This is a genomic window from Dorea sp. AM10-31 (genome assembly GCF_003435815.1).
GTDB lineage: Bacteria > Bacillota > Clostridia > Lachnospirales > Lachnospiraceae > Dorea_D > Dorea_D hominis.
Genome location: NZ_QTUV01000003.1, coordinates 260,411 through 279,811 on the forward strand (window position 1 = coordinate 260,411; position 19,401 = coordinate 279,811).

Consider the following 19,401-nt stretch of genomic DNA (forward strand, 5'->3'; position numbering starts at 1 on the left):
TGCGACTATCTTTGATAGAGAGCTAACAGATATCTTTGATGTCTGTACGAGGGTATGGGGAATCGGAATCCCCATCAAGAGACTTACCCTGAGGTATGCCGTAGCCATAAAATGGCGATACGGTAATACCTGGGTGGATCTTGCTCTAATCTACGAACCCTCTTACATATACAAAAGATGGAGGGGGAAAATACAGGGTGTGAGAGAAAAGAATTTTAGAAAAATCAAAATAACTCAAAAACTTGGCTTTTAACATTGCCAAAGTTAAAATGAAAGTGAATGAGTTAAAAGGAGAACGAGAAATATGTTTACAAGCGTATTCGGGATTTCTATAAAATATGAAGCATGGAATCATCAGGATTCTTTGCCTGTTTATATTTCAGGGAGTTATGATTTTCATACAGCATATATTGGAAACAAACGTTGTATAATGCTTGCTCCAACAGAAGAACTTGCAACACTTCCGGCACTGAAAAAACAGATTACAAAAATACAGCAGATTGATAATGTGCCAGTCGTATTTGAACTTACAACGGTATCAAATTATCGAAGAAAAAGCCTTATAGAAAATAATATATCGTTTATTACTGATAAGCAGGTCTTTCTTCCTTTCATTGGGACAATGCTTTCTGATGAAAAAGAACCCCAAAAGCTGGTGGGTAAGTTTGTTTACTCCGCGCAGCAGTTGTTTTTATTTTATCTTTACAGTAAGAAAAAACGATTGTATATTTCAGAAGCCGGAAAAGTGCTTCCATTTACAGCAATGACCTTGACCAGAGCAGTAAAGCAGTTGGAAACGACGGATTTGTTTTTGGTAGCAAAAGACGGTGTCAACAAGTTTATTGAGTCAAAATATAAGAGAGATGAATTATTTGAAAAAGCAAAAGTATATTTGACGACTCCTGTCCGCTAAGCAGGATATATAGATAAGACGCAAGTTACGGAAAATATGGTCTTTGCAGGGGAAACGGCACTTTCTGAAAAAACAATGTTAAATTCAAGCCTAGTTGTTACCTATGCAATTAGTGAGAAAGATTATGATAAAACCTTGCTAACCGATGAATTGATAGACCCGGATAAGCAGGTAAGACTTGAATTATGGGCATACAGCCCGAAACAATTTTCAGAGGATAACAGTGCTGATGATATTTCCATTGTTTTATCTTTAGGAGATACAAACGATGAAAGAATTGAAGAAGCAGTAGATGAATTGCAGGAAAGAAGGTTGCAGGAGTAATGGCCAGCGGATTTACAAAATTTAAGGAAAGATTTCAGGGTTTTGAAAATCAATATGTCATCATCGGTGGGACAGCTTGCGATTTGATTATGGAAAACGAAGAATTACCGTTTCGTGCTACAATTTGAACGATAATATATAATTTTTCTCTAAAGCCAAAAAAATTTCATATCAGAGGCTGTATTTTCACCCTCCTTCTTTTGTATATATGAAAGATATTTTTTTATGTACGAAGGAAGGAGGTTTTTTCATGCCTAAAGTCAGAAAAAAAATTCCAGAATTGGAAAAGCTGGTGCAGGTCGGAAGAAAGAAATTTGTCCGTTATGAGGAAGGGGCACAATTATATTCTATGGGTTTGCATACATTTCAGGAATTGGCGAAGGGAAAACTATATTTTATACGATTGCTGATGAACATGTGCGTTCTGTGATTGCCCAAGGACTGAACATATCGAAGAACAGTAGGAATGAAAATATAAAGAGAAAGAAGCAGAAGTTTTCTCATATATTCAGAACGAGAAAGTCCTGTAACGTCAGCAGCTTCATTTAACACTGCCAATTCAATATCCGTTGCATTCTGTATTATTCTGGAACAGATACCATTGAAAAAGTAGGATCTATATGGGATATGGGGCACTGGTGTCAGCAACCGCTCCAGCATTAGGTCTTACATATGGAGGTATTGTAAACCAGACTTTAGGATGGAGATACATTTTTGTACTTTTAGTTCCTGTTTTGATTATTACGCTTATTTCAATACGCTTATACAGTTTGCAGGAGCTGTAGGAACCAGTGTTTGTGCGGCATTGGTGGCAGCAGCGCAGATGCAGAATAATTCTTTCAGCCATGAGCAAAAAACGGCAGCAAAAGAATGTAATATGCCGTTATCAACTTTTCGATATCGAGCAGAAATTTCGAAAAAGCTAGATTATTGTAAGGTGGGTATTTTACATGAAAGTGTACTTTTTGACAAACGATTTTTACTGTTGTAGAGGCACTTCTGTCATTGGAAGATAGGCTGTTTTATGATAATATGGAATGGTAAAGAAAAAATGAGCATTTTACAGGAAGGTACAGATACTTGCACCGGAAAGTGTGAAAGAACAGTACAGACAGATGATTGCAAAAGCCGATGAGGGTATGCAGGAAAGCGAATAATGTAGATTTGACTTATAAGACTATGAAGCGAGGTAGTGGATATGGAAAAAGACCCGTTTAAGGAATATTTGAGGGAGTCTGAACCGGATAAAGCTCATAAGGGTTATGCTTGGAGTACGGCAATCGGACTTCAGGCAGTGGACGGACTCAAACCATCTAAATATCTGATTGATACTGCCATTCAGAATATTGAAGGTAAAATTACGATGAAAGAAGCACAGACCCTTATCGACAGTTATTATGAAGAAAGATCAGTGCATTTGTCCGATGATGAACGTACCGAAGAAGCGGATAAGGTTTCGTCCCGTATCGCAGAAATTCTTTCCGAAACAGCGTTCTCATTTTCTCCGAATGAGTATATCTCTATCCACCGTAAACTTTTTCAGGGGATTTATAAACACGCCGGAAAGATTCGAGATTACAACATCACAAAGAAAGAATGGGTGCTTGATGGAGCAACCGTTATGTACGGCAGTGCGTCCGAACTGAGAGCTACACTGGAATACGATTTTTCGCAGGAGAAAGATTTTAGCTATAAAGGACTTTCAATGGACGAGATTATCCATCATCTTGCGGTATTTGTTTCAAGGTTATGGCAAATCCATATCTTCGGAGAAGGCAATACGAGAACAATGGCAGTGTTCTTCATCAAATATTTAAGGACACTTGGGTTCTCTGCAACCAATGATATTTTTGCGGGAAATGCGTGGTATTTCAGAAACGCACTTGTCCGTGCAAACTATACGAACCTGCAAAAAGGTATTCACGAAACAACAGAGTATCTGGAAGCGTTTCTCAGAAATCTACTTTTGAACGAGAAAAACGAGCTTCATAATCGAAAACTTCATATAAGTGGACTTTTGAACGAAGAAAAAGTGGATATTGGGGATAAAAAAGTGGATATTGAGAATGGAAAAGTGGACATTCAAGATGAAAAAGTGGATATTGAAAGTGTACTTTCCGAAAAAAGTAGTGATTTCTCGGTAAAAACGACGATTCATATCCATAGACTTTTTGAGAAGTTTGGCTTTGATGAGGTGTTTGGAAGAAGTGCGGTTATGGAACTTCTTGAGCTGAAAAGTTCAGGTGCTTCAAAACTTCTTTCCAATTTGGTAAAGGCAGATATTATTGAACCAGTATCCGGTTACGGAAAAGGAAAATATAAATTCAAGAAGTAATTAGAAATTCCAAGGAGCGATGGCTATGGAGAATAAATTAGAAAAAATCGGTCAAAATAGTTTTATGGATAATTATGTTAAAACCGATGACATCTTAAAGGATATGTGTGGGATTATCGAGTCCTCACAAAAAGCTGCATATCAGGCTGTCAATACATTGCTCGTGCAGAGAAATTGGTTGATTGGTTACAGAATAGCAGAAGAAGAATTAGGTGGAGATGAACGCTCGGAGTATGGGCTAGAGGTAATAAAGAAAATTTCTAAAGAACTGACTCAGCGATATGGAAAAGGATATGATAGAAGTAATTTATATCATTGTCTGAAGTTTTATAAAACCTTTCCTGAAATTGTCGACACGGCGTGTAGACAATCCGGCGTTCTGCTTTCGTGGTCGCATTATAGAACATTATTACAGGTCAAAGACCCTGAAGCTCGTGACTGGTATGAGAAAGAAGCCGTAGAACAGACTTGGAGTGTTCGTACTTTGCAGAGGAACATTTCTTTTCAGTATTATTATCGTATGCTGGGGACACAGAAAAAAGAGCTTGTAGAAAGTGAAATGAAGGAACTGACTGCACCGTATCAGAATGATAAGTTGGAGTTTATCAAAAATCCGGTAGTTGCAGAGTTTTTAGGTTTTTCTCAGAATACAGATTTCACAGAGAGTGACCTTGAGAAAAGTATTCTTTCCAATTTGCAGAAATTCTTGATGGAGCTTGGAAAGGGGTATGCTTTTGTGGCAAGACAGCAGCATATTCATACGGAGAAGCAGGACTACTATATCGACCTTGTATTCTACAATTACATACTGAAATGCTTTGTCCTTATTGATTTGAAAACAGAGAAGATAACACATCAAGATGTAGGACAGATGGATATGTATATCCGTATGTATGATGAACTGAAATGCAGCGAGGGCGATAACCCAACAATCGGTATTGTCCTTTGTTCTGATACAGATGATGATATTGCCCGTTATTCTGTTATGCACGGCAATGAACAATTATTTGCTTCCAAGTACAAATTATACTTACCGACAAAAGAAGAACTGAGAGCGGAGATTGAAACCCAAAAGGCAATGTTTTATCTTCAGCAGCAGGATAACGAAGAAAAGGAAACAGAATAGAATTTGTGCAGACGGTCTGCACAAATTGCAAAATCTAAGGTCATTGAACAAAAAAATCAGGAGTTCATGCCTTTGTCATTACAAAACATAGTGTATCCGCTTCTTGTCAAAACGATCCTACTGAGTATGAACCGCTTCCGGATAGCCGCATGGAATAATAGCGAAAGCGTCCAGATTTTCAGGCACGTTCAATACTGTACGGACAGCCTCCATTCGTTCTTTCAGAGGAGCAATTCCAAGCCAGACAGCACCTAGCCCGAGGGCGTCTGCTTCCAGTAAGAGATTTTCTACAGAAGCACTCATATCAACCATACCATTTCCTAGTCCAGAAGCAAAGTATCCGCATAAAATTGTGACAGCGGCAAATACAAAGGAAATGGAAATAATCTTGAGTGCCGGAATCCAGCATTTCCGGGCTTGCGGAGAATAGCTGTAATAATTGTTTTGGTAAAGTACAGAAGATGTCTTCCAGTTTGTTTTTGGTGTTCATGTGACCTCCTGTTTGGTAAAAAAATAAGCGCGAAATCGGTGAGGATAAGCTGTTCCTCGTGATTTCACGCTTTAAAAGCCGGCTTGGTTTCTTTATTTCGTGCCTATTATAATGCATAAAAGAGAAAAAATGCAAGAAAATTTTTGTTTGACATTTTTTAAAAAGAAAAATATAATAACTTATAAACGAGTGGCAAACTAGCGTAAATCCAGTTTTGCTGCTCGTTTTTTTGTGCGCATGCTGTTGCACATTATGAAAATATATAATGCATTTTAAAGTGTGTAGCTTATCAGCGTAAGTCCAGCTTATGAGGTAAGTGCACACTTTTTTTATGCAGAAAAGGGAGGCTGAATCCTCTCCTCACCAAAGGGGTCGGATTTTGCTTCGCAAAACAAGGAGGATTATAAAATGGCAGAAAGTAACAAGATGAAGGAGATGCCGGTAAATAAGCTCATGGTTCAAATGGGAATACCGATGATCTTATCTATGGCATTGCAGGCGGTTTACAACATTGTAGACAGTGCCTTTGTTGGAAACATGAGATCAGGAAGTGAGGCGGCACTTAATGCACTTACACTGGTATTTCCGGTTCAGATGCTCATGGTAGCAGTTGGAATCGGAACAGGTGTGGGAACAAATGCACTTCTTGCAAGAACACTTGGACAGGGAAATGGTAAAAAAGCAGCAAAAGTTGCGGGAAACAGTTTGTTTCTTGGGGTGATTATTTATGCGGTGTGCCTGTTGTTTGGAATTTTCGGAGTAAGAGCATATATTTTATCACAGACAATTGACCCTGAAGTTATATCAATGGGAACAGACTACTTAAGAATATGCTGCGTAATTTCATTTGGAATTATTTTCTTTTCGATATTTGAAAAACTCTTACAGGCAACAGGACGTTCACTATATTCTACAATCGGTCAGGTTGTGGGTGCAGTGGTAAATATTATCCTTGATCCGATCATGATTTATGGTATTGGACCGGTTCCTGAAATGGGAGTGAAGGGAGCTGCATATGCAACTGTTATTGGACAGGTTGCGTCTGCAATATTATTGTTTGTATTTCATATGAAACTGAATAAGGAATTTGAACATGATGTAGAGTATATGAAACCGGATAGCGGAATAATCAAGGAAATATATGCAATTGGACTTCCTGCAATTATTGCACAGGCACTTATGTCTATCATGGTATATGTGATGAATCTGATTTTGAAATTCAGTCCTTCCGCACAGACTGCATATGGATTGTTCTATAAAGTACAGCAGTTTGTATTATTCCTTGCCTTTGGGCTTAGAGATGCAATCACTCCGATTATTGCATTTGCTTATGGTATGAGAAGTAAAAAGAGAATTCAGGATGGAATCAGGTATGGACTGCTCTATACCGTTGTACTAATGATTCTAGGAATTGCAATTACGGAAATTTTCCCTGGAGCTTTTGCAACTTTGTTCAATGCAGGACAGTCAAGGGAATATTTTATCGGAGCAATGAGGATAATCTCAATAAGCTTTCTGTTTGCTGGAATAAATGTTGCTTATCAGGGAATTTATCAGGCACTGGATGGCGGCGTTGAATCATTGGTTATCTCTCTTCTGAGACAGCTTATCATTATCCTGCCACTGGCTGGAATTTTTTCTGCGTTTGTCAGAAATGGTCAGATGGGAGTTTCCCTTATCTGGTGGGCATTTCCAATAACTGAGGTTATTTCATGTCTGGTAGGATATGTATTTTTAAAGAGAATCAGAAAGAATAAAGTAGATGTTTTAAAATAAGGAGGAATAAAAAATGGCAAAAAGAATTATTACAATCAGCAGAGAGTTTGGAAGCGGTGGTCGATTTATCGGTGAAGAAGTGGCAAAGAAGCTTGGCATTGCGTATTATGACAAGGATATCATTGGACAGATTGCAGAACAGTCAGGATTGTCACCAGAGTATATTAAAGAAAATGCAGAGTTATCCCCAAAGAAAGGCTTATTTGCATATGCATTTGCCGGACGTGACATTACAGGAAAGTCCATAGAAGATATCGTATATGAGGCACAGAGAAAAGTTATTTTGAAGTTGGCCCAAAAGGAGCCTTGTGTAATCATTGGAAGAAATGCTGATTATATTCTTAAAGACAGGGATGATGTGTTAAATGTGTTTATTCATGGGGATATGCCGGAAAAAATACAGCGTATCATGGGATTATATAATGTTGAAAAGCAGGAAGCTGTCAAAATGATGACAGACACAGATAAAAGACGTATGACAAATTATAACTTTTACACCGAGCAGAAATGGGGAAAAGCCAGTAATTATACGTTGTGCCTGAACAGTTCACAGCTTGGATATGACAGGTGTGAGAAGATAATTATGGAATGCGATATGATGTAAAAGGGAAATCCTATTTTGACTCTCCAAATAAATATTACTGAGAAGATATTGGACTTGGAAATGCAAGAATAGGTTCCCGTCGGCAGGAAATGACTCATATAATGGAGAATATCATATATAATGAGTTGAATATCAGGCAGTTTTCTGTTGATGTTTTGTAATCGCATGCGCCAAATAGAAGAAAGCTAAGACGGAATCAATACACATGCACAATATCCGCTGGCAGGTTGAAAACAGTAGATGGTCAGAGTCTTGTCGATTTCCGGACTATAATCGTGCAGGATATGTTTATTGCCGTTTAACGCCACATCCGCATAAGTAACAAGCCATTTTTTATCTCCATTTTCAAAGACTTCATAAAAGGAACGATTCAACATTTCTGAAACGGGAATGCCCTCAACAACATCCTGTGTAAATCTTTCGGGTTGATGATAAAATCGTAGGTTTATAGAATACAAAAATATAAAGAAATAGATATTGATTACTTCACATCCTTTTCCGGTACATTCAATAGCACGACCGCTGCGATCGTAAAGCAAAGCCCCAATACGGAGAGCAGACTTGGCGTCTCGGAGTAGAGCACTGCGCCGAAAATCATAGCGGCAGCAGGCTCACTGGATGCGAGGATGGAAGCTTTGCCGGTTTCCATATAGCGCATGGAAAGCGAGAAAAGCGCATACGGAAGGACAGAGGAGATCAGCGCATGTACAAACATGACACCGGTATAGGAGAAATAAGCCGGTGTGCATAAAGCACGGATAGTATGCATATTTGAAAATGGAAGCATGGACAGTCCGGAAAATAAAGTACCATAAAAAGTAATCGTCAGGAAATGATAGTTTTTCTGTGTCATGCGTTTGCTGACAAGGCTATATGAGGCATAGAAAAAGCAGGCGAGAAGACCGCAGACGATGCCGCGGACAGACCATGCAAGTCCGCCTTTTTCAAATACACCACTGACCAGGACGCAGCCGGTGAGCGCCAGAATGACGCAGCCGGTTTTGCGTCCTGTGATTTTTTCATGGAAAAACATTGCCGCCAGAAACAGTACAAAAACCGGACACATGGCAAGAAGAACTGCCGCAAGTGCCAGAGAACTGCTGGAAACCGAAATATTATAAAAAATGCTGAGTGCCGTCATTCCGATCATGCCGCTCGCAATAAAAAGCCAGAGATCCTTAAGGTTTACATGGAACAGAGAGCGGTTGTAGATGAGCATACAGATGCCTGTAATGAGAGCTGCGAGAAGCATACGGCAGCTGATGATCGTGAAATTATCAACTCCGGCATTTTCCAGAGTTCGGACAAAAATTCCTGTAGCGCCCCAGCAGATGCCGGAGAGAAAGGGAAGAATCCCAGTATATTTTTTTGCTTTTAATAATGTTTGTGCTTTCATGTTAATTAATTTCCTTATCAATCTGTGTTGCAATTCGTATTTCATGGAATTATCATACCACAAAAGCATGACATTAGGGTCAAAAGTATTTTACAGAGAAGAAAGGGTGTGCTAAAATAGACCGGAAAATATCCGAAGGACAGAAACTTAAATTAAAGTGAAAGCAAAGAGCGAAAGAGAGTAAGAAGCGTAAGATGAAAGATTTAACAAAAGGAAAACCATCGGTACTTGTATTTACATTTGCAGTACCGATTTTTTTAGGAAATTTACTACAATTGACATACAGTCTTGCCGACACACGAATCGTCGGCTCCTTTCTTGGAGGAAATGCACTTGCAGCAGTCGGAGCAACGAGCACGTTAAGTGGACTGATTATCGGTTTCCTGCTTGGATTGTCAAATGGATTTGCCATTATCACGGCACAGAAATTCGGCGCCGGAGATATCGAACAAATGCGGAAATCATTTGCCCAGTCGTTAGTTCTTGGAACAGGAATTTCGGTATTCTTTACTGTGCTTGGACTTGCATTTCTGCGACAAATTCTGCAATTCTTAAATATACCGGAAAAATTGCTGCCAATGGCAAGATCTTACATTATTATTATCATAGCCGGGCTGCTTGCAACCTTTTTATATGATGCCTGTGCGGCAGCGTTGCGTGCCATCGGGGACACTGTGACACCGCTCATCATTCTCGCAGTATCGGTCGCGTTAAATATCGCCGGAGATTTATTTTTCGTAGTTGTACTGCACAGTGGTGTGAGAGGTGCGGCAATCGCAACCGTTCTTGCACAAGGGCTGGCATTTGTCATCTGCTGGTTTTACATGATGCACAAATACGAAATTCTCCGCCTGTCAAAGGAAGACTTCTGTCATGTCAATCCGGCCATGCGAAAGGAAATGTTAAGCGCCGGTCTGTCGATGGGATTTATGAGTTCCCTTATCAATATCGGATCGTTGACCTTGCAGACGGCAATCAATCAGCTTGGAAAAGAAATTATTATTGCACACACGGCGGCAAGAAAATTGTCGGAAATGTTTATGATCATGTTCAGCGTATTTGGGCAGACGATGGCAACCTACTGCGGCCAGAATATGGGCGCAGGCAAGATGGACCGTGTAAAGCAGGGAATCAAAGTGGCACTTCTGTATACATTTATCTGGTCGGCTATGTCTGCAGTCGCAAGTTATACGATCGGTGATTTCCTTGTCTATCTCGTAACAGGAACGCACAATAAAATTGTGCTTCTGAATGCGACTAACTATTTGAAATTCAATACCATTTTTTATTTCGTGACAACGATCATCTGTATTTTGCGAAATGCGATGCAGGGACTTGGCGATCATGTAACACCGCTTGTGTCCAGTTCTCTGGAAATGATCGGGAAAATTATCATTGCTTTTACACTGGTGCCGTGGCTTGGCTATACAGGAGTGATTCTCGCGGAGCCGCTGGTCTGGTTTATTATGGTAATTCCGCTGCTGATACAGATTTTTCGCATGCCTGCATTTAAAAAGACTGAAAAAATACAATAAAAGAAAATAATGGTCTGAAAATAATTGACGAAAGCTTCTTTAGTAAAGTATAATTTTTATATGGGGTAGTAAGAAATGGAGGAATAATATGTGGAAAGGAAATAAGACCTGGTGGGAGCAGCTTGCAACCGGTATTCTGATAATTGCGCTGGCTGTTACATTTTCACTGAGTGGATGGATCGGTGTTAAGGCAAGGGGTGTTTCAAGACCGAATCTGAATACGACCAGCCTCTATATGTATGCAGGACAGAATGAGAAACTTGCCGTGAATAATACGAGGGCAAGAGTCAAATGGTCCAGTAGCAACACGAAGGTTGCGCAGGTCAGCCCAAGAGGAATGGTGCGTGCGGTCAGAACCGGCAGATGTCTGATTTCCGCGAAAGTCAAGGGTAAGACATTAAAGTGTCGTGTGCAGGTTGTCACAAAGCAGAGATACTAAGATGCTCTTTCTAAGAAAAGTTGTGTGATTAGAAGGCTTTTCTTAATGTAGAGATAAAAAACAAATTGGGAGGAAGAAGGCATGAAAGAAAACAGAAGAAACGTATGGAAACGTCTGTCGGCAGGGTTACTGGTGATTGCAATGGCGGTGACGCTTGCATTTGGTGGCTGGAGTGGGGAAGCAAAAGCAGCCGTTAAACCAAAACTCAGCAAGACAAGTGCTGCAATGTATCCGGGACAGAGTATGAAACTGAAAGTGAAGAACACAAGTGCCAAAATCAAATGGTCCAGCAGCAATAAGAAAATTGCAAAGGTCAGTTCCAAAGGAACAGTAAAAGCAGTAAAACTTGGAAAATGCACAATTACTGCAAAAGTAAAAGGTAAGAAATTAAAATGTAAAGTGGCAGTTGTCACAAAGGAAAATTACCGTGCGAGAAAGCTGTATGATCTGGTAAGAGAAAAAGGAAAAAATCAGGGCGATGGAATGTACATGCTTTCCATGACTTCTAAACAAGGAAAAAATAATGAAAAAGATATTAATATTATTGCATATCCCAAAAAATGGCAGATGCAATTCAGTTATATAGACATGAACGAAAAAGCGGACAAGATGACAGGTACAGCAATCGCGATGGATATCGTAAAAGATAAAGCAGGGGAATTACAAATAATTGATATGAAACTTAAGGAAGATTATGTTATCTTTATTTTAGGAAAGCTTGACAAATCTTACGATGGAAACCGTAAGGGAATGAATTTGACAAAATGTCTGGAAGGTGAACTGATGAGCGAAAGTGATGATGAACTGGAGTACAGCGGAAAGCCTCGTGAAAAAGACTGGACAAAAGCAGTCAGCTATACAAAAACAGCATTCAAATACTACGATAAACTTTTAGGAAAATATGGCTATTCCATGAAGAAAATCGGATTTACAAAATACTAAAAAAAGTGAACAAAGAGAGTAGATAAGGCAGGTCAATTTGACCTGCCTTGTTATTATTATAACCTCCGCTTCAACATCTCCGGATTCGTCGCATAAGTCAGCGCAGTATCCTTGGAGATCGTACCATCCTTATAAAGTTTCAAGAGGCTCGCATCCATGGAAACCAGTTCCGGTGTGGCGGAAGAATAGATCATACCATCAATCTGCGGGATTTTATTATCACGGATCATATTGCGGATGGCAGGTGTTACCGTCATAATTTCAAATGCCGGAACTTGGTGTCCGTCAATAGTAGGGACAAGCTGCTGTGATATAACAGCCTGCAGAACCATGGATAACTGGACTGCAATCTGTCGTTGCTGGTTCGGCGGGAATACATCGATGATACGGTCGATCGTATTGGCGGCACCGATCGTATGTAAAGTTGAGAAAATCAGGTGTCCGGTCTCGGCAGCCGTCATGGCAACCTGTATCGTCTCGAAATCACGCATTTCGCCAAGGAGAATGACATCCGGGCTCTGGCGCAGAGACGCACGCAACGCCGTTACATAGCTGACGGTATCGACAGAAATCTCGCGCTGGCTGACGATACTCTTATTGTGGCGGTGAAGAAATTCCAGTGGATCTTCCAGTGTGATAATGTGTTCATGGCGTGTCTGGTTGATGTGGTCGATCACGCAGGCAAGTGTTGTAGATTTACCGCTTCCGGCAGGACCGGTGACGAGTACCAGACCTTTGGAAAAGTCGGCAAAATCAATGACCTGCTGAGGGATTCCCTGCTCCTTTGCATCCGGCAGAGAGAACGAGATCACTCGGATGACGGCGGATAGAGAACCTCTCTGTTTGAAGGCACTGACACGGAAACGGGAAAGTCCCGGAATGGAAAATGAAAAATCATCATCTCCGGTAGCAAGAAGTGTCTGCATGTCGCGTTCATTTGCCATCTGGTAAATCTGTTTAATAATCTCGGCAGTATCCTTCGGTTTCAGGCGTTCTTCATCTTCATGTACAATGATGCCATTTAACCGCATGGAAACCGGAAGCCCGGCAACAATAAAAACATCGGAAGCGTTGGAGTTTACCGTTTTTTCAAGTAATTGTGAAGCGAGTGTTATCATAAATAAAAGTCTCCTTTTTATTTTTTAAGTAAGTTCAAAGAATTGTCTCCGTTCCAGTCTGCAGTTGAAAGTGTCTGCCAGCCAGTGATGCGGTACAGATCAGGAGTTGTAGTTTTTGCAGAGGAGAGGCTGCGTTTGTCTGTCTGCTCAGACGGATGCAGAATCAGCAGGCGTGTCTGCAATGCCTGTTTATCATTGATCTTCGTCTGATAAGTCAATGTAAGGGAATCCGAAGTTCTCTTTAAAGTAATATCCGAATTGTTTTTATAATGCTGTTCGATATTTTTGTAATATCCGGCAATATCGGAAGTCTGAAGGTAACAGTTTTTAAGTACCTGATCGATTTTTGCAAGAGTCTCTTCCGCACGACCTGATGCTTTGTAATACTCCTGCGCATGAATGGTGGATTTCCGGGCGGTCTGATAATCCGAAGCGGCACTGGAAAGTGACAGCGCTGCAAAGGTGATCATACACAATACAATGAAGATCATCAGCAGAGTGACCGATCCGATATTTGTAATTGGAAAATTTTTTTGTTTTGAACCTGATGTATTCATAATCATCAATCCTTTGCGTAGCGCTTTAGTGTTAAATGTGTAATTTCAGAAGCTGCCCTGCCTGACTGTTTCTCAGAAGATTTACTGGAAGATATACTGGCAGTGCTTTCTGCGAGGCGCAGAGCTTTGATCTGAAAATGGCACATGGAATCTTCTTTATCTGTTGTCTGTAACTGAATCTGGTAGAATGCTTTTTCCGGCAGGCAGGCTTTCCAGTCTGTATCATAATAAATAACAGCGTTTCTGCCATCCATTTCACAGGCCGGAAATTCACTTTCAAGAGTCTCTGAAAATGTCTTTTCATCTTTTAACTCTGCCGCGTCTATTGTATTTAAAAGCCCGGCAACATCTTCCAGACGGGAAAGCGCCTGTTCCGTCTCGGTAGCCTGTGTACTCAGTGTATGTGCTTTGACGAAAGTGCGCAGGCATACAGCACCGGTCAGTGCAAAAAACAGTATGGCGATCATAATTTCCAGCAGAAAGATGCCGGAGCGCTTGTGATTCTGTTGTTTCATGAATGGCTCCTTTCTGCAAGCAGGCGGCTGACTTGTGTGCCATTTTTTTCGGTTATCATAATGCGGTACAGTCCGTTTTTCTTTCGTGTGACGGTCAGATCACGGGCTTCGATCACTTTCTTTCCAGCTTTAAGAGAAGCGTCAGCGTCATCTCGTACGATCAGTTCTTTCAGCCACCCACCATCTGTATAGAGATATGTTGTATAGCCGGTAGTATCTGTATTTCCGTTATTATCAGCAGAAGTATCAGCCGGCATGTGGAAAGCAAGACATTCCCTGCCTTCACGCTTCTCGACAGATACAACGCCGTATGTGTCATTTGCGCGAAATTTTTCCGTAATATAGGAAAGTGGTGTGGTAGTCTGGTAATTTTTATCTGCCTGTTCCGTCTGTGCAGCGTAAATACGTGCAGACAGAAGCAGTACGATCAGTGCGGAAACCGCAAATACAAGTAAAAGTGTCAGCGGAAATATAAAGTCTATCATATGTTTTCTCGAACGTTCAAAACGCATTAGTTTCCGCCTCCTTTCCGGATGATCGTAACGTCAGGCATAATATTGGCGCCCAATGGCTGGTAATCCACAAAATATTTGGAAGAGTCATATGTCAGGCCATAATGTTTTTTCAAATATGCCAGACTCTCCGGATAAGTGCCTTCCTGCGCATAGCAGCGGGTGATATCGCGGGTAACGGCAGACTGCAGCGTTTCCATCTCGTTTTTCTCCATGTCTTTCTGGACGGATATGATTCCGTATGAGAAAAATCCAAAGACAGCAAGAAATAAAGCGATGGAAATCAGAACATTCCGCAAATATGAAGTTTGCCGGTTTTTAATAAAACGACGGGACATCTTTAGTCGTTCCTTTCTATCTTGATGTATCAATTACCGGGGAACAGATTTCTTATTCATGTTAAGAAACCAGGTATTATAATGTTGCCATGATGCTGATGAGTGGTAGCATGACAGACAGAAGAATGATGCCGACGATCACGGACAGAATGATGACAAGTGTCGGTTCGATCGCAGTGATCATTCTGGAGAGCCGGTTATCGATCTCTTCTTCGTACTGTCCGGCGATCTTGTTCATCACTTCTTCCAACACACCGGTCTTAGAACCGATGGATGCCATTTTGGCATAAATTCCTGAGAAAATGTGATTGGAAAGAAGTGTTTCGCACAGATCTTCGCCATTTGTAACTGCTTCGGAGCAGGCTTCCAGACGGGTGCGGAAAGCTCCTTTCTTGATAAGTGGAATGGAGAGTTTCAGACATTCCGCAGGTGTCAGTCCGCTGCTTAAAGTCAATGCCATACCACTTGCAAAATGACATGCGCCGATTTGATCCTGAAGAGAACGGCCGCCGTGAAGTTTTCCCATAAATCCAAGGAGCAGCTGGTGTCCACGTTTTGTCCAGAACAGGTAAGCAGCGCCGGCAGCAAGCAGTACAAGGACAATGCCGCAGACGACGATGTGTGCGTTTAAGAACTGACCAAATCGCAGGATACCCAGTGACAATCCGCTCATTTCTCTGCCGAGCTGGGCAAATACCTGATTGAAGATCGGCATAACTCTTGTCACCAGTACAAGGATGACGAGGATCATCATAAAGATCATAAGTAAAGGATAGGTAACTGCATTGTGGATCGTCTGGTTTAGCGCAGCTTCTTTCTCATAATAGTCTGCAAGGGAAGTCATAACTTCATCCAGTTTTCCTGCCTGTTCCCCAATCTGTACCATCTGGATCATATAGTCCGGAAATGCGTGTGTATCTTTTAGTGCAAGGTGCAGGGAACCGGTATTCAGAAGCATGGTGTTGATGCTTTCCAGTAATCTCTTCTCTTCTGGTTCGGTTGTATCTTCCAGCATGATAGAAATTCCCTCTATAGAAGAAATACCGGATCGCAGGATCATAGCAATCTGCGAACAGAATGCCGCGGTCTCGGCATTGGAGAGAGGCGTGTGTGTCTCGGTCATAATTACTCCTTTCCGGGTTACAGCAGTTTTGTATGCCTGGTATATCATAACCCGATCATTGTATTTAATAGTTGAATTTCACAACGTAATGATTTTTGTCATTTACATATTTCTTGACGGACTCTTTGTCGTTGCTGGCGGCAAGTGTTGGATCCATAAGTTGCCAGTCTTTTCCGTCAAATTTGATGATATCATCCACCCAGCCTTTGTCATCTACATAAGTGCTGATCCAGGCGTGGTAAGTTTCACCGGCATAACCGACTTCCAGTTTGGTCGGAATCCGCTGGGAACGCAGCATGGAAGTCATAAGAGCTGCATAATCGAAACAGATGCCTTTGCCGGTTTTCAAAGTTTCATCTACATTTGGAATATATCCATAAGAAACGTTTTCAGCTTTGGCGTTATCGTAAGCGACATGTTTCACCACATAGTTATAAACATTCTGTATGACTTCCAGATCCGTCCATGTATTTTCCGCAAGTTTCTGCCCTTTTTTTACTGCATTTGATTTCGCAGTGAACCAGACATACTGGTTCGGGTAGAGGAAAGGAAGAAACCTATCCTTGATCTTTGCGGAAATGGTCTGCTCCAGAGCGACTGCATAAGAATCTCCGCTTACATTTTCCAGAATACTGAGTGAATAACTGCCATTTCCGGCATTGAGTGGAACTGCCGTATAACCGGCGTCTTTACTCAGAAGATAAGTATAATTTGCCTGATCCGGTCCGGCAATCTGTAATTTTACTTTGGATTTGCCACCGGTATATTTTACCATGATATATCCTTCGGAAATATGTGACGCATCGATGGATGCACTGTTATTTTTGTAAACTTTTTTGCCGGGGGCAGACGGAGATAATACTTTTGGCGTGGAATCACGCTTTGGCCCGGAATGATCGGCTTCATTTGAATGGGAAGACGAACAGCCGGATAATACAAAAAGAAGAATCCCGATAAGTAATATAACAGGCAAAGCATGTGATGTCTTTTTCATAGTCATATCGGGATTCTCCTTTTTAAAATGTACGTTATTTCTTAACCGGAGAGAGCAACAATTCCAGTTCATTACCGGCATTATCCGGAATCTTAATAGTTGTCGGTTGCTTCGGTATCATAAAAGAAATGGTACCGGTTTTCTTGTTGATACTCTTCGGGACAAGACCGGAAATCGCATCGTAGTTGATACCGGAATATGTGTCGGATACGTCCAGATATACAACTCCGTGACGGGAGTAGGAGTCCAGAAGTTTCGGTTTCTCGGTATCCAGACTGGAAACTTTGTAACTACGTAAGGAAGTCTGTGCGTTCATGCCTTCTGCATGGATTGTCAGTGTTCCGTTAGAAGTAACTTCCGCAGTATAAGTATGCGTATCTTTCTTCGTTAAAGCGACCGGATGTCCATCCAGGTCAGCGGTAACTTCCCGGATCGGGAGCAGTGTCTTTACCCGGATATTGTAAACAGCGGACTGTGCAGAGTCTACTTTGGTACGTTCTGCAATAATCGTTGGCTTAATGAATAAAAGCGGCATTAAGATCAGAAGCAGTGTGCACAGATAGGCCAGCGTCCGTCCGAAACCAAAGGTCGTTTTCTTGTAATTGCCCCAGTCTTCCAGAACTTCGACCGGAATTGTGCTCGGTTCCATGTCGCATGCGTTAAAAACGTTGTTCAGAAGCTGGTTCGCAGTCTTCGAATCCAAAGCAGGAATGTCTGTATTGTCAAAAGAAGATGCGTGAAGGTCTAACTCAGAAGTATAATCTTTATTCAAAACAAATCCCTCCTTTTTCTTCGTGGAGCATGTTTTCCAGAAGTTTGCGCCCTTTGCGCAAACGCCGTTTGACAGTACTCCGGCTGTAATCCATCGCAACGGCAATATCTTCGATGCTCATATTATTGTAATAGCGCATGATGATCGCCTGCGAATATTGTGGAGGCAGTGACTGGATCGCCTGCATCAGCCGTGCTTTTGCATCTTTTTTCAGAATATGCTTCTCCGGATTCGTCATGATATCCGAGAAAGATTCTGAAAAATCAGATGTCTGACCGGAGGATATATAATCCAGTTCCTGTTCCTGCCGTTTCCTTTTCTGCCAAGTGTCAAAACAGATCCGGAATGTGATCTGGTGCAACCAGGATACAAAGAGACGCGGATTCTTCAGTGTGTCCAGATTCTTTAATACTAAAATGTAAACTTCCTGCAGGATGTCCTGTGCAAGATAAGGATCTTTTACATATTGATAGGCAAAACGGTACTGCGACTGATAAGTAGCAGTATATAATTCTGCAAATGCATCGCTGTCTCCTTCCTGCGTTTTGCGTACCAGTTTTGCAATGTAATCATAATCAAGTTCCATGCGTCTAACTCCTTTGTACATTCGTTGATCTGGATATACGTTTGTTTGCAAGTGCGATCAGCCGGGTAATCTGATCCAGATGTTCATTACGATTCAGTGCGATACCGGTGTGATATTCAATGGCAATAGAATCCGGTGCCTGATTGTGCTGGGCAACCCGGTTTTCAATGCGCTGGATAAAAAGATCTATATTTTCCTCGGTACAGTCTTCAAAGATTGCAAGAAACTTATTACCACCGTTGCGACCGACAAAACATAAAGACGTTGCCGCAGTGGAAAGAATATTGGAAAAATCTTTCAACAGACGGTTGCCGGTAGCATGTGTGTAAAGGTTATTAATCTCTGAAAGATTGGAAAGATCGATCATAATACAGCCGATGTTTTCCGGAAGTTTCTCGTCGTAATATTTCTCAATGACTGTATCACAGCTGAAACGGTTTGGCATACCGGATATCGGATCGGAATAAGCGACACCGTATAAGTTATGATAGTTCAGTTTAATTGTTGAGATAAGGTTAAAATCGATCAGCAGGAAAATAAAGCTGACCAATAACAGTACCCATACGACAAAAAACAAAATCGTGGCAGGGCGGGATGAAAATACGAACTGTTTCACTTCTGGTTTCAGAAGGAGAAACAGACTTAAGATGGTAAGGATCGCCAGTATTGCAAGCTGGAGAACCTTGAATGACGTGTACTTTTTCATAATTGTGAATCCTCCGTTCAATTCAGGTCCATTGACGGGTGTTGCTTATGTCTATAGTTTCAGGCTGAAAATCCCCGTGTGTTACTTCTTGTCCGAGTTTTACGCTCATATATCTGCAGAACTAAGTTTATGTAATGATATATGAATGTATTTCTCTGATATCATTAGTATATTATATCACAAATAATAAGGGAATACCATATTTCGACAGTCACAGATTTGCACATAGATTGGGTGTTGAGATATAAGGGTAAAATCGTTATAATAAGGAAGGTAAAAGAAACAGGAAGAAGGTTTTAC

General features: G+C 41.1%; 22 protein-coding genes and 1 pseudogene. 11 read left to right on the top strand and 12 right to left on the bottom strand.

Features of this window, described 5'->3' with window-relative positions; translation table 11 throughout:
• Positions 1-304 precede the first annotated feature (304 nt).
• The 5 genes from DW125_RS07400 to DW125_RS07425 all read left to right on the top strand — a co-directional run bounded on the left by DW125_RS07400 (position 305) and on the right by DW125_RS07425 (position 4,698).
• Positions 305-913, top strand: a complete 609-nt coding sequence (locus DW125_RS07400; protein WP_242992914.1) for a hypothetical protein — start codon at positions 305-307, stop codon at positions 911-913.
• Positions 914-949: 36 nt separating this feature from the next.
• Positions 950-1,237, top strand: coding sequence for a hypothetical protein (locus tag DW125_RS14215; RefSeq protein ID WP_242992915.1), 288 nt, complete (start codon positions 950-952; stop codon positions 1,235-1,237).
• A gap of 250 nt (positions 1,238-1,487) precedes the next feature.
• A complete protein-coding gene (locus DW125_RS07405; RefSeq protein ID WP_117537682.1) occupies positions 1,488-1,667 on the top strand; it encodes a DUF6462 family protein in 180 nt (59 codons plus the stop codon).
• A 768-nt stretch (positions 1,668-2,435) separates the two neighbouring features.
• Entirely contained in the window at positions 2,436-3,572 is a 1,137-nt protein-coding gene (locus DW125_RS07420) for a Fic family protein (RefSeq protein WP_117537688.1), read from the top strand.
• A gap of 25 nt (positions 3,573-3,597) precedes the next feature.
• Positions 3,598-4,698: a PDDEXK nuclease domain-containing protein gene (locus DW125_RS07425; protein WP_330411838.1), complete on the top strand. Its 1,101-nt coding sequence runs from the start codon at positions 3,598-3,600 to the stop codon at positions 4,696-4,698.
• Between the two features lie 117 nt (positions 4,699-4,815).
• Here DW125_RS07425 and DW125_RS07430 read toward each other — a convergent pair whose 3' ends face one another.
• Positions 4,816-5,010 (bottom strand): nitroreductase family protein, encoded by a 195-nt coding sequence (locus tag DW125_RS07430; protein WP_199537830.1) that lies wholly within the window; start codon positions 5,008-5,010, stop codon positions 4,816-4,818.
• A 586-nt stretch (positions 5,011-5,596) separates the two neighbouring features.
• Here DW125_RS07430 and DW125_RS07435 point away from each other — a divergent pair.
• The 3 genes and pseudogenes from DW125_RS07435 to DW125_RS14465 all read left to right on the top strand — a co-directional run.
• The gene (locus DW125_RS07435; RefSeq protein ID WP_117537690.1) at positions 5,597-6,964 is read left to right on the top strand and encodes an MATE family efflux transporter; all 1,368 of its coding nucleotides are present in this window, start codon (positions 5,597-5,599) and stop codon (positions 6,962-6,964) included.
• A gap of 13 nt (positions 6,965-6,977) precedes the next feature.
• Entirely contained in the window at positions 6,978-7,568 is a 591-nt protein-coding gene (locus tag DW125_RS07440) for a cytidylate kinase-like family protein (RefSeq protein WP_117537692.1), read from the top strand.
• Positions 7,556-7,723 (top strand): annotated as a pseudogene (locus DW125_RS14465) (ATP-binding protein); the annotation flags it as partial. The gene DW125_RS07440 and the pseudogene DW125_RS14465, both read left to right, overlap by 13 nt.
• Positions 7,724-8,049: 326 nt before the next feature.
• Here DW125_RS14465 and DW125_RS07455 read toward each other — a convergent pair.
• Complete coding sequence (locus tag DW125_RS07455) at positions 8,050-8,964, bottom strand: DMT family transporter (protein WP_158549901.1); 915 nt, start codon at positions 8,962-8,964, stop codon at positions 8,050-8,052.
• Positions 8,965-9,158: 194 nt separating this feature from the next.
• Here DW125_RS07455 and DW125_RS07460 point away from each other — a divergent pair, with 194 nt between their 5' ends.
• The 3 genes from DW125_RS07460 (at position 9,159) to DW125_RS07470 (ending at position 11,880) form a co-directional block, all read left to right on the top strand.
• The gene (locus tag DW125_RS07460; RefSeq protein ID WP_117537698.1) at positions 9,159-10,499 is read left to right on the top strand and encodes an MATE family efflux transporter; all 1,341 of its coding nucleotides are present in this window, start codon (positions 9,159-9,161) and stop codon (positions 10,497-10,499) included.
• Between the two features lie 88 nt (positions 10,500-10,587).
• The gene (locus DW125_RS07465; protein ID WP_117537700.1) at positions 10,588-10,938 is read left to right on the top strand and encodes an Ig-like domain-containing protein; all 351 of its coding nucleotides are present in this window, start codon (positions 10,588-10,590) and stop codon (positions 10,936-10,938) included.
• 81 nt (positions 10,939-11,019) lie between these two features.
• Positions 11,020-11,880, top strand: a complete 861-nt coding sequence (locus tag DW125_RS07470; protein WP_117537702.1) for an Ig-like domain-containing protein — start codon at positions 11,020-11,022, stop codon at positions 11,878-11,880.
• Positions 11,881-11,936: 56 nt separating this feature from the next.
• Here the strand turns inward: DW125_RS07470 and DW125_RS07475 are convergent, their stop codons facing one another.
• From DW125_RS07475 to DW125_RS07520, 10 genes are all read right to left on the bottom strand, one after another.
• A complete protein-coding gene (locus DW125_RS07475; RefSeq protein WP_117537704.1) occupies positions 11,937-12,998 on the bottom strand; it encodes a type IV pilus twitching motility protein PilT in 1,062 nt (353 codons plus the stop codon).
• A 17-nt stretch (positions 12,999-13,015) separates the two neighbouring features.
• Positions 13,016-13,555: a hypothetical protein gene (locus DW125_RS07480; protein ID WP_117537706.1), complete on the bottom strand. Its 540-nt coding sequence runs from the start codon at positions 13,553-13,555 to the stop codon at positions 13,016-13,018.
• A 5-nt stretch (positions 13,556-13,560) separates the two neighbouring features.
• Complete coding sequence (locus DW125_RS07485; protein WP_117537708.1) at positions 13,561-14,070, bottom strand: PulJ/GspJ family protein; 510 nt, start codon at positions 14,068-14,070, stop codon at positions 13,561-13,563.
• Complete coding sequence (locus tag DW125_RS07490; RefSeq protein WP_117537710.1) at positions 14,067-14,582, bottom strand: DUF4860 domain-containing protein; 516 nt, start codon at positions 14,580-14,582, stop codon at positions 14,067-14,069. The genes DW125_RS07485 and DW125_RS07490 overlap by 4 nt, the downstream gene beginning before the upstream one ends.
• Positions 14,582-14,782: a hypothetical protein gene (locus tag DW125_RS14225; RefSeq protein ID WP_226977310.1), complete on the bottom strand. Its 201-nt coding sequence runs from the start codon at positions 14,780-14,782 to the stop codon at positions 14,582-14,584. The genes DW125_RS07490 and DW125_RS14225 overlap by 1 nt, the downstream gene beginning before the upstream one ends.
• Before the next feature lie 214 nt (positions 14,783-14,996).
• Positions 14,997-16,043 carry a type II secretion system F family protein gene (locus tag DW125_RS07500; protein WP_117537712.1) on the bottom strand — a complete coding sequence of 349 codons (1,047 nt, stop codon included), beginning with the start codon at positions 16,041-16,043 and terminating at the stop codon, positions 14,997-14,999.
• A gap of 64 nt (positions 16,044-16,107) precedes the next feature.
• On the bottom strand, positions 16,108-17,043 hold the full coding sequence (locus tag DW125_RS07505) for a transglutaminase domain-containing protein (protein ID WP_242992917.1): 936 nt from the start codon (positions 17,041-17,043) through the stop codon (positions 16,108-16,110).
• A 28-nt stretch (positions 17,044-17,071) separates the two neighbouring features.
• A complete protein-coding gene (locus DW125_RS07510) occupies positions 17,072-17,809 on the bottom strand; it encodes a hypothetical protein (protein ID WP_021861492.1) in 738 nt (245 codons plus the stop codon).
• Positions 17,802-18,395 carry an RNA polymerase sigma factor gene (locus DW125_RS07515; RefSeq protein WP_242992918.1) on the bottom strand — a complete coding sequence of 198 codons (594 nt, stop codon included), beginning with the start codon at positions 18,393-18,395 and terminating at the stop codon, positions 17,802-17,804. The genes DW125_RS07510 and DW125_RS07515 overlap by 8 nt, the downstream gene beginning before the upstream one ends.
• A 4-nt stretch (positions 18,396-18,399) precedes the next feature.
• Complete coding sequence (locus DW125_RS07520; protein WP_117537714.1) at positions 18,400-19,101, bottom strand: GGDEF domain-containing protein; 702 nt, start codon at positions 19,099-19,101, stop codon at positions 18,400-18,402.
• Positions 19,102-19,401 lie beyond the last annotated feature (300 nt).

Bases quoted from the DNA above. Each gene is read 5' to 3' on its own strand.
- DW125_RS14215 (WP_242992915.1), top strand. From the start codon at position 950: ATGGTCTTTGCAGGGGAAACGGCACTTTCTGAAAAAACAATGTTAAAT.
- DW125_RS07440 (WP_117537692.1), top strand. From the start codon at position 6,978: ATGGCAAAAAGAATTATTACAATCAGCAGAGAGTTTGGAAGCGGTGGT.
- DW125_RS07455 (WP_158549901.1), bottom strand. From the start codon at position 8,964: ATGAAAGCACAAACATTATTAAAAGCAAAAAAATATACTGGGATTCTT.
- DW125_RS07490 (WP_117537710.1), bottom strand. From the start codon at position 14,582: ATGCGTTTTGAACGTTCGAGAAAACATATGATAGACTTTATATTTCCG.
- DW125_RS07465 (WP_117537700.1), top strand. From the start codon at position 10,588: ATGTGGAAAGGAAATAAGACCTGGTGGGAGCAGCTTGCAACCGGTATT.
- DW125_RS07500 (WP_117537712.1), bottom strand. From the start codon at position 16,043: ATGACCGAGACACACACGCCTCTCTCCAATGCCGAGACCGCGGCATTC.
- DW125_RS07430 (WP_199537830.1), bottom strand. From the start codon at position 5,010: ATGGTTGATATGAGTGCTTCTGTAGAAAATCTCTTACTGGAAGCAGAC.
- DW125_RS07470 (WP_117537702.1), top strand. From the start codon at position 11,020: ATGAAAGAAAACAGAAGAAACGTATGGAAACGTCTGTCGGCAGGGTTA.
- DW125_RS14225 (WP_226977310.1), bottom strand. From the start codon at position 14,782: ATGGAAACGCTGCAGTCTGCCGTTACCCGCGATATCACCCGCTGCTAT.
- DW125_RS07435 (WP_117537690.1), top strand. From the start codon at position 5,597: ATGGCAGAAAGTAACAAGATGAAGGAGATGCCGGTAAATAAGCTCATG.
- DW125_RS07425 (WP_330411838.1), top strand. From the start codon at position 3,598: ATGGAGAATAAATTAGAAAAAATCGGTCAAAATAGTTTTATGGATAAT.
- DW125_RS07420 (WP_117537688.1), top strand. From the start codon at position 2,436: ATGGAAAAAGACCCGTTTAAGGAATATTTGAGGGAGTCTGAACCGGAT.
- DW125_RS07515 (WP_242992918.1), bottom strand. From the start codon at position 18,395: ATGGAACTTGATTATGATTACATTGCAAAACTGGTACGCAAAACGCAG.
- DW125_RS07485 (WP_117537708.1), bottom strand. From the start codon at position 14,070: ATGAAACAACAGAATCACAAGCGCTCCGGCATCTTTCTGCTGGAAATT.
- DW125_RS07405 (WP_117537682.1), top strand. From the start codon at position 1,488: ATGCCTAAAGTCAGAAAAAAAATTCCAGAATTGGAAAAGCTGGTGCAG.
- DW125_RS07480 (WP_117537706.1), bottom strand. From the start codon at position 13,555: ATGAATACATCAGGTTCAAAACAAAAAAATTTTCCAATTACAAATATC.
- DW125_RS07475 (WP_117537704.1), bottom strand. From the start codon at position 12,998: ATGATAACACTCGCTTCACAATTACTTGAAAAAACGGTAAACTCCAAC.
- DW125_RS07400 (WP_242992914.1), top strand. From the start codon at position 305: ATGTTTACAAGCGTATTCGGGATTTCTATAAAATATGAAGCATGGAAT.
- DW125_RS07505 (WP_242992917.1), bottom strand. From the start codon at position 17,043: ATGACTATGAAAAAGACATCACATGCTTTGCCTGTTATATTACTTATC.
- DW125_RS07460 (WP_117537698.1), top strand. From the start codon at position 9,159: ATGAAAGATTTAACAAAAGGAAAACCATCGGTACTTGTATTTACATTT.
- DW125_RS07520 (WP_117537714.1), bottom strand. From the start codon at position 19,101: ATGAAAAAGTACACGTCATTCAAGGTTCTCCAGCTTGCAATACTGGCG.